Below are 15692 nucleotides of genomic sequence, written 5' to 3' on the forward strand. Positions count from 1 at the left end.
CGATATAGCTTAATAGATATTGAGTTTATAAGGTTTTTTGGAGCTTTGTGTAAAATTTGTGTAAAATGATTTGATTTGGATGTGTAAATTGAAGCTGGTGAATAGTATTTCACCTACTTTTTTATTAGAACCATAAATAGTATTTATTAGCAGACTGCTAATGTCTAACATACTTACTTCTTAAAACTTTGTTAAAAAGTTGTAAGTTTCCATAATCTAAATGTCTGGTGTGCTGATTGTAGACAATATTTTCTTAGTTTAGCTGTTCACCCCTAGCTTCTTTTATGCTTCCATTCACTGTTCTTTAATAAAAAATTATATTCTTTTCCATACATCAACCCACATTTTTGGTTGTTTCTTAATAAATCTAGCCTTTGTTTTCCTACTTGCCCGTTTTAATATTTTGGAGTATTTTTTCTTTTCTTTATCAGTTAGACTAGCTAACTCATCTTCTAATCTTTTTCTAAACTCTATGTCTTCTTCTTTTTCCTCATCGGTTAAAAGCTCGTACAATTCTTCCTCAGTTATCTCAATATACACCAAACCCACTCCTAAATTTTCAAGTTTTAATTCTACTATATTCTTTCAGAGACTTTGGTAGAACCATTAAAAAGTAGTTTTGTATTTGGAGGATTTTAGGATACAGGCAACCATTCCTATTTTTAAAATTCTTCTCACACTGAGTTAATAAAATTATAGGTACCAACCCTGTCAATCTTGTTCCCGTAATTTAATCTAGTTAAATTGCGTAAAATAAGTGTAATTCAGTTTAATTTATATGAGTTTTATTAAGATTCGAATTCAGCTAAATAAAATAAGTTAAACTCAAAAAAATAAGTATGTTAACAATTGTGTTAGCAAAATGGTTAGCAGGTGGTCTGTTATATCATTAAGTAAAACTTAATATAAATTTTTGGATAGGAAACAGCTTAATGTTACCTATCCTTTTTTAATTACTTAATTATGAAATGAGAAACTTTCTTTTACTATGTCTCACTTTTTGTCTGTATTATAACCTTACAATCTATGAAGTTCATCTTTTGGATTATCCATTGATAAACTATTAATAAATTTTATACCGCCTAAAAAGGTGCTTCCCGGAAATATATTTGTTTAAGAAAGTGCTTAGAGGTTCAGAAGTAATCATTATTAAAATTGTGACCATTTCTCCGTTCTCAAGTATTCATTTTTGTGACCATTCATAATTGTATTCAGCTGTATATTTAATCTCGATAAATATCCACAATTAAATTGAAAGGGAGTTGATGAAGTTCCTCGTTCTGATTAATAATTTTTAATTGTTTATTGTTGGTGTCTATATAGTGAACATTACCATTAATAAATTCGAAACAACCAAACTGCTTGTTATATACTTTAAAGGTTAAAGTAAGGTTATACTCCATCGCTTCAGCTACAATCTCATTCATCTCTACTATCTTTTGCACATCTATAAGTGGTTGTTTCTCCCTCAGGTCTTCACGCTCACTGTCTTTAAGTAATTTTATTTGTTCCGGGATAAAGAAGCCCTGCCATTTCATAATTCCTCTATCTCTAATCACAATGCATCCCTCCATATTGATATTATATGCGAATGTACGTTCTGTTAACACTTTTTTATTTAGTAAACGTTAATACTTTCTTATTAATTCACATATAACGTATATTATGGTGGAGGGTTTCTCCTAAATTAATAGATAAAAGACAAAAAATGCTTAGAGTTTTTACACTCTAAGCATTTTTTGTGAATAAGTAAAACTTAGCTGGAGAAGATTATCAAACGGTCGAATTCAGATAGCCTAAATATTAGGCCCCTGCAATCTCCTCAGCATTTCGATTAATATCATCAATGGTTTGTATGATTTTTCTTACATCACTAAGGTTATCCTGAAATAACTCTGATATACTACCAAGTGAACGAAACGGATCTTCTTGTAATACCTGCTTTTCGAGCATTCCATTTTTAACTACATAATCGATAATTAGTTTAACAAACTTAATTTGATTTACATTTAGTCTTTCTTCTGATAAAAATTCAGAAAAAGCTTCATTTGCAGCCTGTTGGTCTAAACCAACTATTTGTCTAACCAACTTAGTAATAGGAGTTTCACCAAACTCTTTTTTATAATCTTCTTGTGTTCCAAGTTCTTTCCACAAGATTTCTTCAAGAGTTTGAACATCTTGGACAGTTAAAGACTTATTATTCCTTAATTTATAGATAGCAATTTGGTCTTGATGTTCTTTTAAATATTGGCTAACCTTCTTACGATAATTTTGAAGGTTATTGGCTCCATAAATAGGGGCATTATCCTCGTCAATAACTGTAAACACATCACTAAAGTTTGTAAAATAATCCTTTTGATGCTCTTTTTCTAAAAACTTAACAAGCTCCCGTATTGCTTCCCTAACTTCTTCTAACTCGAAAATATCGGCTTCTTCCCAAAATTCATCCGATTGAACCTTATTTATTATATCCCTCTTCGCATTGATTTGAGGAATAGTACCGATTTGTGAAAGTTGTTCTGCCGTTTTGACTACACTTTTTATTGGCTTTCCAGCATTCCTTGCAGTTAATTTAGCAAGCTCAATTGAATACATAATATTATCAAAGCGTTTCGCAAGTTCATCGTCTGCAATTGGAATAATTAATGGGGCAAGATGTCCTTGAATCTCACTGACATTTGAAACAGAAAGTGCCTGCCAATTTGCACGGTTTTTATATTTATGCACATACTGTAAGTGCATTCTTACCCGGAAGTTATCCTCGTTAAGCCTACTAATTTCTTGATGTACATCTTCGACTAAATCATTTCTGTGTTGGATAAATTTATCCTCTTGATATTCTAAGGCTTGCAGCTCCTTAATAATATCTACCTTAAGGTTAAAAATACGTTCGGTTAAGCCTATAGAAACAGTTCCTTCAATCCCTTTTTGGTTTGTACGGAAAAACTCAAAATTCCTCAAATAATCAAAGATTAAGAAGTATTTTTTATCCTCACCTATTCCAAACAAATCCGGGCATAGACGCGTTCCTCTGCCAATCATTTGCCAAAACTTTGATTTAGAACGGACCTTTTTAAAAAATACTAAGTTGACTACCTCTGGAATATCTACACCGGTATCTAGCATATCTACAGAAACTGCAATCTGCGGGTATTTTTCTTTAGTTGAAAAGTCATCTATAAGTGTTTGGACATAATTAACACTAAAGTCAATTTGAGCTGCAAATTTCCCGTTATATTCCGGATATACGGCATTAAAACGCTCAACAATTCGTTTAGCGTGCTTTGAATTATTTGCAAAAATAATGGTCTTCCCGAGCTTGTCTCCACCTTCAACCTTGATCCCGTTTTCCATTAAATCATTTAGTACTTGGTCAATTGTATTATCATTAAATAACCACTGATTAACGGCTGAACTACTTATTTCTTCACCTTCCTCATCATCGAATGTTTCTTCAAATTGCTCTTTTTCTTCATCCGTTAGATCATCATAACGCAATCCATCATCTAAGATTTTTGATGTTGATTCTTTTGTTCGATATTCAACGAGGAATTTATCTTTAACAGCTTGTTCAAGCTCGTAGGCATAGGTTGGAGCACCTGTTTCTAAACCGAATATATCATAAGTATTCTTATCGATTTCATCCTTTGGTGTTGCAGTTAATCCAAGTAAAATTCCATCAAAGTAATCAAAAATAGCTCGATACTTTTTATAAATAGACCGGTGTGACTCGTCTATTATGATCAAGTCAAAGTGCCCAACGGTGAATAGCTTATTACCATCTTTTCGTTTTGTATCATCTATAGCGTTCATCATTGTTGGATAGGTGGAGAATACCATTCTACTTAATTCTGGGTTATCTCTGTTATCCAACAAGTTACACAATGTCATATTAGGAAGTAGGTTATTAAAGTTCTTTTTAGCTTGAAGAACAAGTGCAGTTCTATCTGCTAAAAACAACACGTTTTTAACCCAATTGTGACGAACCAAAACATCTACCAGGGAAACAGCAGTCCTAGTTTTACCACTACCTGTTGCCATTACAAGCAATGCTTTTCGCTGCTTTGAAGTTAATGTTTCACAAACAGAAAGAATAGCTTCCTTTTGATAATAACGATTTGTAATTTCATCCTTAATTTCAATATCTTTTAACGGCCTTTGAATGGTCCGGCGATCAATTAATCGCTGAAGATCTGCCTTTGTATAGAATCCTGAGACTTTTCTCTCAGGATAGAATGTATCATCCCATAGGCGTGTATCAAAACCATTGGTAAAGAAAATAATCGGTCTTTGTCCGTGCATTTGTTCAATGCAATCTGCATAAAGTTTTGCTTGCTGCTTTCCCCTGTTTACCTCGACAGAAGTTTTCTTAGCTTCCACTACTGCGATTGGTTTGCCGTTATCCCCTAGCAAGACATAATCAACAAATCCAATCCCTTGATTGTTTGGCATTCCAGTAACTTGATATTCCTCAATAACGTCCCTTCGGAATTCCCAACCTGCTAATTTCATTTCCAAATCAATGTATATTTTCCTTGTATCATACTCCGAAATTTCATCAACTTGGAAATTATATTTTTCTGTATTTGCTACACGTGTCTCCATAAGTTTCTTTCGAAGGCTTTCGTTTTCCTTCATTATCTCTTCCAGTTTCCGATCCTTGGAGCTCAACTTTTTATATAGTTCTTTGTATTCTTCGGGACGTTTACGTGGCTCTCCTCCACTTAAAAGAAGCCCCTCATTAAATTCAGATTCAGCATAATCTTCCGAATAGCAGTAATCTATCCAATCTACGAATTGATAAAGATTATGTAAAGCTAATACAGCTTCATCTCTAGAAATCGTGGAGTTGGTATGAACAGCTACATTTCCAAGTTTTATAATATACTTCAACATCGGAAACAACTTTTCATCAATTACATTTAGAAAAGTACGTTCGTGTATCAAACTTGATAAATTATCCTGGTAAGGTAATTTCAACTCACTATCCGAACTGTAAAGCCATTTGACAGTCAACTCCAAAGCACGACGCGTTAAAATTGCACAGGTAGCAGGACTAACCTGAAGGCTCTTCTCAGCCTCCAAACAAGCATTGGAAAAGCTATTAAATTGAGGCTTCTTGACAATAAAATTAAAGTTGTTTAACAAACTTATCCCTCCTGGACTTCGTAATTCCAGTAAAATCTAAGTTGTTTTCAAAAGAACTTTGCATAATAGCTTGATAGGTGTTTTTTAACTGGAGTAAACTTTTTTGTAATAACTCTTTTTCCAATAATATTTTTTGAAAAAGTATTGAAAATTCATTTTGCTCTTCTATAGGTGGAACAATAAATTGAATTTCTTCAAATTTACTCTTTGATACTAGCCCTTTCATTCCGTCAGTTGAAGCCTGTTGAACAAGCTTTTTAGCTACTACAAATTGATAATATAAAAAGTGAGTGTTAACTTTATTAGAAGGTGTAATTGCATTAATTTGTTGATTGAAAGATACATCTCTGTCCGCAATTGCAGCACTTCCTATGCTTTCCCGAGAACCCGCTATACAAGTCACAAGAATAGATCCTTCTTTTGCAATCCTACCTTTTTCAGCACCCTTTTCAGATAAATATTCTTGGGCAACTGTTAGAAAATCGAAAGGGGTATTAATGTTATCTGATTTAATCCATTCTATATAATCACCGTAATATTCTTCTTTTTTCCTAGAAGGAGTATTACCTGTTTTAATTTCCCCAAGTTCCTTTAATGGATATTTTTTGTATTTGTTATCTTTACTTAACGGATCTCCAAACATTTCATAAAAAATACTTCTTGTTAGGTTATTAAGTATTTTAATTTGCTCAGACCGCTTACTAATCAATCCGAAAGACGTATCAAGTAATTTTACGACTTTCTTTTGCGTTTCTATATTAGGTAACTTTATTTCTATTTCATTAAGATACTTTTCTAGCTTTAAATTAATAATCCCAGTTGTTTTATTTTGATATTTCTCCACGGTTCTTATCTTATGTTGATAATATAAGAAATAAAATAAATATTTACTATCAACTCTTTCTTTATTTGGTCTTAAAGTGCTTGTAAAATTATTGCAAAGATAAATATCATTGTCATCAATATCAAAATATACTACCCTTCCAACTGGTTGTTGAGGAGATCCCCCAGACTTTTCAATTATTATATCTCCTTTTTTCAGTTGTTTTTGAATCACCTTTTTATCTTCAATATCTCTATATGCAAGGCCCTTACTTAAGTCAAGTATGCCTACATTTGTAAAGTTAGTAGTTCTAATAACCTTAACTTGATTCTTACCATCTGGTTCATTTCCCCACTCACCACTTTGTACCCCATCAAGCAAATCAATAACTTTAAAACTTCTCACTTAACATTGCCTCCAAATCAGAGATTCCTTCATTTATTTCTAATTCTATATTTTTCAATCTATTAAGAAGTACAGCAGGATTTTCATATTCTATTTTTTCATATTCAACTTCTTTGTAATTTACAATTGAAAGATCATAGTTCTTTTCTCTAATTTCTTCAACAGATACTAAAAATGATTGATCATAACGACTTCTTTCTTTTTCATTGTGTAATTGATTAAATCTATTTAATATATCAGGAATATCATTATCGCCAATTGGCTGCCTTTTATCATCTAAAGAATAACCATCAGCCTTCATATTGTAGAACCATACATTATCTGTTCCACCTGAACCGGTTTTTGTAAAAATTATTACAGCTGTAGATACAGAAGCATAAGGTTTAAATACTCCAGCTGGCATTGTAATAATTGCTTCGAGTTTATGATTATCCACAATTTCTTTCCTTATCGCTTTATGAGCATTTGAGCTTCCAAAAAGGACGCCATCTGGAACGATTGATGCACAACGCCCACCCTTTTTAAGCATACGTATAAATAATGCTAAGAATAGAAGTTCGGTTTTCTTAGTTTTTGTCACTTTTAACAAGTCATCTGAAACGGATTCATAGTCTAACGATCCCTTAAATGGCGGATTTGCAAGGACCAGAGTGTATTTTTCGTTATCTTTATTTTGTTCAGATAAACTATCCCGGTAAGCAATATTTGGGTTATCTACACCGTGTAGCATCATATTCATTGCTCCAATTCGAAGCATTGTATTATCCATTTCAAATCCGTGAAACATTCTTTGATTGAAATGTTCTTTTAATCCTTGAACTAGAAACATATCGCTATGATTTTCTTTTAAGTACTCCCCAGAGGATACGAGAAATCCTGCTGAACCAGCAGCAGGGTCAACAATTATATCTTCAGGTATTGGTTTCATTAAACGAACTATCATATCAATAATATGTCTAGGTGTTCTAAATTGTCCATTTGTTCCAGCTGTTGCAAGTTTTGAAAGTAAGTATTCGTAGAGATCTCCTAATGTATCTTTTTCACCAGTTTTATTAGTTGATTGTATTAAACCATTTATCCCAGCAACAACTCTTGCAAGCAATGATGGAGTTGGTATTACAAAAATAGCGTCTTTCATAAATTTGGAGTAAACTGATTCTTTTCCACCCATCTCCTTAATAAAAGGAAAGACTTCCTTTGTTATTACATCATACATTTGCTCTGGACCCATATTAGAGAAAATTGACCAACGTAACTGAGGTTGGTCTTCTGGAAATAATCCTACATATGGAATTCCTAATAATTCCGCATCCATTTCTTTTTCTTTCTCTTTGTCATCTAAACTTTTTATATACAAAAGATATGTAAACTGCTCAATAACAGTTAAAGGATTGGTAATTCCACCAGTCCAGAATGTTTCCCAAATTTTATCTACCTTGTTTCTTAATTCACCTGTAATCATCTTTGCACCTCAACTTACAATATTTATTTAATGATTCTTATTACCTAGATTATACTACATAAATAATATTAAAAAATTTGATAACAAATTTTAATAAACTTTTTGTTTGTGAATAATTTATTGTGTATTAAAATGAGTTGTGTTTTCCTATTTAATTTACTTTACCGGGTGGTTTAACTGGCTATATGATAAGATTTTAATAGTTCATATTAAGAAAGGTTGGAGAAGCTTTGAATAAGAAGATAAAATCACCTTTGATTACAGCCCTAAAAGAAGCACTTTCTAACGTTTTCTGGTATAAATATCAACTAAAAAATTTCTTAATCCATTGTATTAGTAATCCCAGTATCCTTACTGAATTAAATTGGAATGATTATAAGAGAAACATTGTATCGGAATTAGTTGACTACTTAGTTGAAAACCAAGAAATGTCAGATATACTTACATTGATAGAAAAATTAATCAGATTTGATGATTTCACTCATTTAGAAAATCTAGATGGCGGTAAATACAAAGCGATTAAGGCAAAAGAAACAGTCAAAACCTTAAAAAAAATTGCTTTACATACAAATTAAGTGTAAAACATAGGAAAGATGCTATAAAATATCGGTTAAACCACGATTAAAATAAAATGACATATAAAATAAAGTTATCCCCATTTCCACATTACAGTATTTTAGTTCACTTATTTCGTCAAATCACCATAGGTATGGTGAGATCAATCCCAAAAGCTTTTAGGGGAAGGGGTGCAGTACAACCCCTGACCTTCTTTTTTTAAATATAAATGAAAAATACACCAATATAAGTAAAGAAACGAATTAAAATGGTACCAATTATTTTGTAAAAAGAATTACATCCCACGAAGGTTTTTAATTTGGTGTTTCCTCTTATTTAGAGCTAACCATAGAATCAATGCGTGAATAAAAATCTAATAAATATATTCCGGTTCCAAGGTTCCAAGTTCTTGGGTAAAACCAATTCTTATATTAGATATTTGGGAGATATGTCTTTTTTATTTTATTTACTTTTTACTTGGAAACTTGGAACTCTAGAACCTAAAACAGCAAAGCTAATAGTAGCAAGGGTTGAAAGCTTATTATTGGGTTCCAAAGTGGTTCCGGGGTTTATTGAATGGTTCCAGATAGAGTTCAACAAGAAGCTAGATTTTCGGCCTATTTCAGAAGCACAACAACTACAATATCGTTAAACAGCAAAAAAAGTTGGAACTTATGACCAGAGTATTGGAATCTTTGGTCGATTCTTGGAACCAAGTTGGAACCGAATTTATAAGTAATTTTAATATTGGGTACAAAAAAAGAGTGATTACCACTCATTTTTTTGTATATGATTGATCCCAAAAATAGCCTGGAAGCTAGTTTTACCTAGTTTCTTTTTCTTTTTTATATACCCCATTATGGCTAGTCGTTTATAAAAAGTTATTTTAGTTATCTCTTTTGCTTTTGAATCAGCTCTATATCTATCGAAACTGAAAAATAAATCTTCGGCTTTGGTATATAAAGCTTCATTACCTTTTTCAAATTCACACTCATCATTTAAAAATTGTTGAATAATATCACTTTCTTCAAACCAATTATTAATAGCTTCTGTAATAGCCGGAGTAACACTAAACCATTTTGTTTGTTGAATTCGTTTAATACCTTGGATTGCTTTATTGAATAAACCTGCTAATTCTGTTTCTGAAGTGATCTCACTAATAATATCAGCGTTCTGCTTGTTTGATTCAATAGGTTTCGTTATTGGTAGAATGATAGTTCTTCGTCTCATCCCATCCGAAAAATCAGATAGCGTTGGTAATGAGTTCATTGAAAAGGTGATTTTTGCATAATTTTTAAATTGAACAGGCTTTAAGTATTTTCTATTAGCCGAGATTAAATCATCACCGGTTAAATTTTTTAATAATCCGGGTTTATCCATATATTTTGGTTCTATGTCTGCACATAAATTCGATGATTTCGTATACAATTCTGATGCAGCGAAAGCATCATTCATTAAAACGTCAAGTGACACCCCGGCGACATTTTGCTGCCCCACAAATATAGTGAGAAGGTCGATTAATTTTGATTTCCCTGCACCACCTGTCCCATTTAAAAATAGGAAACACTGTGGCCAATATTGTCTTACTAATTGAAATCCAAACCACTCATATATAAAGTCTAAGTGTTCTTCTCCCACTAGACTTTTCAAGAATCTTTCTATTTGAGGACAATCTGCTTCAGGAATGAACTTTATGTTATCGTGTTTAGTCTGGATGTAATCTTTAGGATCATAGATAGGCTTAAATTCATCTGTTTTGAGATTATATGTACCGTTCTTTATAGCAATTAAGTATGGATTTGATTTTTCAAACGGGTCAAATTCATTGTTTTTATGAAACTTATTTTCTAATTGAAAAAGTGTTTCAGTTATAACAGATTTACTAGAGTCAAATCCTAATTTATTAATCATATAAGTTATCAGATGTTGTTGAGCATAATCTCTCCATATCCCAATGTTTTCATCAAAATACTTATAATGTTTGTTGTTTTTAAATATTTGAACCTCTGATGCAATTTCGTCAGCGAGTAAGACGTGATTAATTACTGCTTTACCACTATTAGAATAGCTTAACCAGTTGGGTAATATTGTTTTCTTTATTTCTACTACATTTGATGATTTCAAATTTCTCACACTCTTTCCCAAATTAAAAGGTTGTTTTTAATAGAAGAAGTGTGAAGTTTTATCCGAAATATCAGCCTATTCCATAATATTTCCGTAATTGTAATTATTTATTTTATAAAGGATTACTTGATAAATTCTAAAATAATAGTAATATACAATAAAAAGAACTTAATAAGTAATACTCTTTTTTCTCTAGTCAAGAAAAAGGTTAGGATACAACTTCAAACTTTCAATAAAATCACTTACTTTGGTCGGTCAAGTGATTTTTTTCGTCTTCTTTTGTGTTTATATAATTATTTCTGTAAATTGTATTGCTGCTTTTTTGGCTTTAAAGATTCTAATAAATCTTCAATCATTTTTTTGTCCATTTCGCTATCAAATTTACCCATTATCATTTGTAGCTCATCTGATATTCTCCCATATCGAATTTGATGACCTCTTATTGGGCTTTTTGATGGCCTTCCTATCTTTTTCAAACAGATCACCGCCTTTTTTAAACATATAATAATTTTCATCGATAAAAAGTCAACTCCTTGTACAATTTATTTTTTATCGCTATTGTTCACGGGTGCTAGCTCGAATATATCCGAATAAATCTTCAGGATTTATTTGTTCTGGTATTGCTTCTTTTTGGTTTTTCATTTTCAATTCTTCCTCCAATAGAAAAAGTTCTGTAGTAAATAATTATGGAGCACTATTTTGGGACACATTGAGAACTCAATACTACGTTTGGCCTTTGACAGGAAACTAGTTTCAATAGCTATTACCCTATTGGTACTAAACTTATATTCTTTTAATTATTTATTTTCAAGAGAACTTAAATAAAATTATTAAATAGTATTTTTCCACGAAAAAATCATATAAAAAAAAGCGTACCTATAAAGGCACGCTCTCAATTTTTCTATAAATATTACAAGTTTGTTCAAAGACTTCTATATATTCTTTATTCCAAATGTAAAGTGCTCTATTAAAAAAGGTATCATCGTCATTTATTTTAATAGTCATTAGGAAGTACTATCTCAATGGATTCACCTTCATTAAGAGAAAGACTGTTTACCTCTATTTCTTCTTTATCATTATACTTGTATTTAAATTTCATTAATATTGAAACGGTAACGTCATCATCAAGTTCTGTGTTAACAATTTCCTGATACAAATACTTTCCCTCTTCTTTATCATAATATGAATTGGAATAGTCTACATAAGAGATATTAGCAAAGAATGAAACGCTCGCATTGAATGCAATTGTTGCAGTTTCCTCTTCCTCTTCATCAACTTCAATTATATAAGGATCTTCGTCTAATTCAATTGACTGCACATCAACTTTTTCAATATCTCCATCCTCGCCAATCAAAATAAACCCGTGTTCCTCAAACTGGTCTTTTACGAAGGATTCAATTTTATCATAATTAGTATCATAAACTGATATGATAAATTTATGCTTATAGTTGTGAATCTTTATTAAACTATCAAATAAGGATTCAAGAGAAGGTTCATAAACTAAAGTATAACTCTCTTCACAGTAATTTTTGAGATCACCATCATCACTTACAATAAATACTTCTTCGTTTTGCTGCTCAAACCAATTTTCAAGAGCCACTAATGAAAAAGCATCAGGAAATTCATCCCTCTTCTTTTTGCTAAAAGGAGGACTACCTTTGAAATACATTTTGAATATAAAGGCTGGAGAAACATCGTCAACTGAAATCACTTCTACACTTGCATCCACTAAGAATTGTTTGAATTGTTTTATTAGATCATTAAATATTTGATCTAATTTTTCTCCAATATCAAAAGTATTACTGTATTCACTTAAATTCTTTAATATTTTTGCATCTTTGGAAAATTTAGTATGACTGTTTTTTATCTTCTCATATACTTGTTCATAAATTTTGGATTCCACTTCATTTATTACGATGTCTGTTAAATATATTGAAATTAGTCCATCCTCTGAAGCGTTAACAAGTCTCTTAAATAAATCATTTTGAAGGTTAAAATTCTTCTGTACAAATACTTGTGTATCTATAAAAACATTGGTCACTTCATAACTCCTTCCCTAGTCGGTTATTCATTTTATTTCTCTCTTTAATTGGTATATCATTTCTACATATCATTCTCTTTTAAACAACTTACATTTAGGATTTTTATATTCTTATTTTTTTCCACGATTTTATATAGAGTAAAAATTCTAAAGTATGCTTCGTTTGTGAACAAGACTATTTATGTGATTTTAGCATATTTTCCCTTATCAATACACTAAAAGCAATGTGACTACTAAAGTGAAATCCAATGCTTTTAGTGCGTTGATTTTATATATACTTATTTCTATGCGAGTACCTTTAAAAGGTACAGCTTAATGTTGCTACACTTTTTTTGTCTCACTATTATAATTGTATAGCTACAATATATATACATTGCAATGCAAATTTAATAAGCAGGATTTAACACTTTGATATTATAATAAATTTCTATTTTCAAGTGCTTCCCTTAAACAATCGTTAACAATCTTAGATTGAATATTTCTCCGACCGCCACCTTCTTGTTTAACTAAATCAGTTAAAACATAATAAATATCTTCTTCAAAATAGATTCCCTTATAAAACTTTTTGTGGTCCTTTTTTCCAACAGACAGTGAATCTAATACATTACTTCTGTTTCTTTTGCTATCAAATTTGCTAGTATTTTTATGATTAACTATACTGTCATTTTTGCCTTCATCTTTACTTTCCTGTTTTTTTTTATTTTTGTTTTTGTCTTCCATAACTTTCTTTTCTGGATCAAGTTCATCCATAATATCAGTAAATATTCCACTCTGTTCGGTCATAATCGAATAATCTCCTGTGTTAAATTAGAATAAATCCCTTTTAATTTATTCCATTTTTTGGACAGTACCACCGGCACTTGTTCCTCCAAAATGGAGTTTGCACCGGTTATTGTTTGGGGTATTTTTGAAGTAGCTAATGGAATATCTAAACGTGTTGTAACCACTTGAATATCTTGTAAAAACTTTCTATGAATTTTAGATCTTGAATCATATTTTGTTACAACTATGCTATTGATTTTAAGACTGGGGTTATAAATACTTCTAACTTCTTGGATTGCTTTAATAGTATCAACAATAGAAACCATTCCATATCCTTCGGCTTGGAATGGAATAATTATTTCATCACTGGCAACCATTACTTGTAATGTAGCAAAGTTCATCGACGGTGCACAATCGCAAACTACAAAATTGTATTCCTCTTTAATCATATTAATTGCATTTTTTAAATCCTTTACAGAACGACCATCTTTTTTAATAAAACTATTCATCCCTTTTCCCGCTGGTATTATATCTAAATTTTCTCTAACTTTAATAATTGATTCTCTTATATCATTACCATTCGCTAAGCAATCAAACAATGTATGTTTAATATCAGAATTTCTCACCCCAAATGTAACTGCCACGTTTGATTGACCATCAGTATCAATTACCAAAGTTCGAAATTTTTTTGATAACTCAGCTGAAATATTAACGCAAAGGGTTGTTTTCAAAATTCCGCCCTTTGCTGAAACAACTGAATAAATTTTTGTCATTATTATATCCCCTTTACCAATAAATTTGAAAGTAATCCTGCAATCAATTTGCTAGCAATTTTACCTTCAAAAATTTAATTAAGTAAAAAGTTTAATATTCCTTATAAAAAATTGTTAGATAATATAATTTGCTATCAAAACTAATAATAAAATTGTAAGCAAAATTAATAATTAACCCTTTGAATTTAAAAATCACCAGCTATGTTGAGCTCAAATCATTAAACAAACTTTTATAATAAAAATTTTAAACGAAGTTAATTTGATAATAATTACATATGAAATAAGGAGGTGCTATCGCACAGATTTAATGCTTTTTAGGGAAATAGATTGTCCAGACTGTAGCGGATCTGGTTACGATTTTGGAGATGGAGGCCAATGTGATAACAGTGGAGGATTTGGTGAAATTGAAATTCTACTAGTACTCTTGAACTTTTAAAATTAAAAATGTTATCATAAGATATCAGGTTTTGGAAACCTAAAACTAATCGTAAAATCTATGCTTGTAAACAACTAATAAAGTGTTCTAAAAATACACTCCGAGTCGGAGTGTATTTTTTAAATTGTCCATTTTTATAAGTTTAATCAAGATTAATCTTTATAACATAGAAGAATTACTTTTCATTTTTTAAATTTCTTTTACCTCAAAAGAGAAGAACACTTCTTTTTCATCTCCACCCGCCTTACTTATAGTTCTAATACCACTCACTTGAAGAGAATATCTATTTTCAAAACAAGTACCAACTATATCTTCATACTTAATATGAATTAATAGCTTTGGCATTTCATTAAAACTTGCAGGTATTGGGTGTAAATAAATTATTAAATTATATAATATTAGAAAAACAGATGGAATTTTTATTTTTCTAGTACCGTTAAATTCTTCACGGCTAATGAAAATAAACCCCTGGTCATCAAAGTTTTCAATTCTAAATAATTCGTTAATCAGTCTTTTTGTTGAAGGAGTAAAGTGGATACCGTTAATCATAAGTGCTTTAGTGTTGTTCAGGATAACGTGATCACATATTTGAAGATCAAAATCGGACCTTACTGACCGCTTAGATAAAATTTCAATGAATGAGTGCAAATTTTCAAGGTGAATATCAATACTAACATTCTTAGCTGTACCCTTCCCAATATTAACTAAATTGAGACTAGATCCATAATATGTAGAACTATCTGATAAATCATATTCTTTAGTATCCCAGTTAATCAGAAATGGTGGATAATTAGTATCTAGGATGAAGTTTACTTCTTTACTTTCAACAACAAGTAAAGGCTCTAATGCTCTTTTATTACTCTCACTTTGTTCTTTCAAAGAATTTTTTGCTATATTAGTACTAAAAAGAGCTGCAAATGCTGCACCTACTGTAGCTATCATAGTAAATAATGAAACTAAAAAAGTAGCTTGATCATATACATTCATAAATCTCTCCCTCACATCTTTGATGCTTTTTAACGCTATGCCGTCTGTTTTCCCGCTTTTCGGCAGAGTCATTACCTTATTCTTTTTAAAAATAATAGTTTTTATTTTTTCTCCTGGCAAATAAAATATAATTGTTACGGGTACCACTTTTTTTAAAATAGCTTCCCCAATATAGC

General features: G+C 30.9%; 12 protein-coding genes. 1 reads left to right on the top strand and 11 read right to left on the bottom strand.

Annotation, left to right across the window (positions count from 1 at the left end):
• Positions 1-315 precede the first annotated feature (315 nt).
• From ABC371_RS24595 to ABC371_RS24615, 5 genes are all read right to left on the bottom strand, one after another.
• Positions 316-540 (bottom strand): hypothetical protein, encoded by a 225-nt coding sequence (locus tag ABC371_RS24595; RefSeq protein WP_412899441.1) that lies wholly within the window; start codon positions 538-540, stop codon positions 316-318.
• Between the two features lie 683 nt (positions 541-1223).
• Entirely contained in the window at positions 1224-1559 is a 336-nt protein-coding gene (locus ABC371_RS24600; protein WP_412899442.1) for a YolD-like family protein, read from the bottom strand.
• A gap of 244 nt (positions 1560-1803) precedes the next feature.
• Positions 1804-5148 carry a DEAD/DEAH box helicase family protein gene (locus tag ABC371_RS24605; protein WP_412899443.1) on the bottom strand — a complete coding sequence of 1115 codons (3345 nt, stop codon included), beginning with the start codon at positions 5146-5148 and terminating at the stop codon, positions 1804-1806.
• Entirely contained in the window at positions 5132-6376 is a 1245-nt protein-coding gene (locus tag ABC371_RS24610; protein ID WP_412899444.1) for a restriction endonuclease subunit S, read from the bottom strand. The genes ABC371_RS24605 and ABC371_RS24610 overlap by 17 nt, the downstream gene beginning before the upstream one ends.
• Positions 6363-7838 carry a type I restriction-modification system subunit M gene (locus tag ABC371_RS24615; RefSeq protein ID WP_412899445.1) on the bottom strand — a complete coding sequence of 492 codons (1476 nt, stop codon included), beginning with the start codon at positions 7836-7838 and terminating at the stop codon, positions 6363-6365. The genes ABC371_RS24610 and ABC371_RS24615 overlap by 14 nt, the downstream gene beginning before the upstream one ends.
• Positions 7839-8068: 230 nt before the next feature.
• Between ABC371_RS24615 and ABC371_RS24620 the strand changes: the two genes are divergently transcribed.
• The gene (locus ABC371_RS24620; RefSeq protein WP_412899446.1) at positions 8069-8413 is read left to right on the top strand and encodes a hypothetical protein; all 345 of its coding nucleotides are present in this window, start codon (positions 8069-8071) and stop codon (positions 8411-8413) included.
• 748 nt (positions 8414-9161) lie between these two features.
• On the opposite strand, the gene ABC371_RS24625 is transcribed toward ABC371_RS24620, so the two are convergent.
• The 6 genes from ABC371_RS24625 to ABC371_RS24650 form a co-directional block, all read right to left on the bottom strand.
• Complete coding sequence (locus ABC371_RS24625) at positions 9162-10517, bottom strand: DNA primase family protein (protein WP_412899447.1); 1356 nt, start codon at positions 10515-10517, stop codon at positions 9162-9164.
• A 293-nt stretch (positions 10518-10810) separates the two neighbouring features.
• A complete protein-coding gene (locus tag ABC371_RS24630; RefSeq protein ID WP_412899448.1) occupies positions 10811-10993 on the bottom strand; it encodes a hypothetical protein in 183 nt (60 codons plus the stop codon).
• A 518-nt stretch (positions 10994-11511) separates the two neighbouring features.
• Positions 11512-12558, bottom strand: a complete 1047-nt coding sequence (locus ABC371_RS24635; protein ID WP_412899449.1) for a PIN domain-containing protein — start codon at positions 12556-12558, stop codon at positions 11512-11514.
• Between the two features lie 414 nt (positions 12559-12972).
• Positions 12973-13341: a hypothetical protein gene (locus ABC371_RS24640; protein WP_412899450.1), complete on the bottom strand. Its 369-nt coding sequence runs from the start codon at positions 13339-13341 to the stop codon at positions 12973-12975.
• Entirely contained in the window at positions 13338-14093 is a 756-nt protein-coding gene (locus tag ABC371_RS24645) for a ParA family protein (RefSeq protein ID WP_412899451.1), read from the bottom strand. Before ABC371_RS24645 ends, ABC371_RS24640 begins: the two co-directional genes overlap by 4 nt.
• Before the next feature lie 625 nt (positions 14094-14718).
• Positions 14719-15663 (bottom strand): hypothetical protein, encoded by a 945-nt coding sequence (locus tag ABC371_RS24650; protein WP_412899452.1) that lies wholly within the window; start codon positions 15661-15663, stop codon positions 14719-14721.
• Between the last annotated feature and the right edge of the window lie 29 nt (positions 15664-15692).

This window comes from Bacillus jepli (genome assembly GCF_047238305.1).
Lineage (GTDB): Bacteria > Bacillota > Bacilli > Bacillales > Bacillaceae_L > Ferdinandcohnia.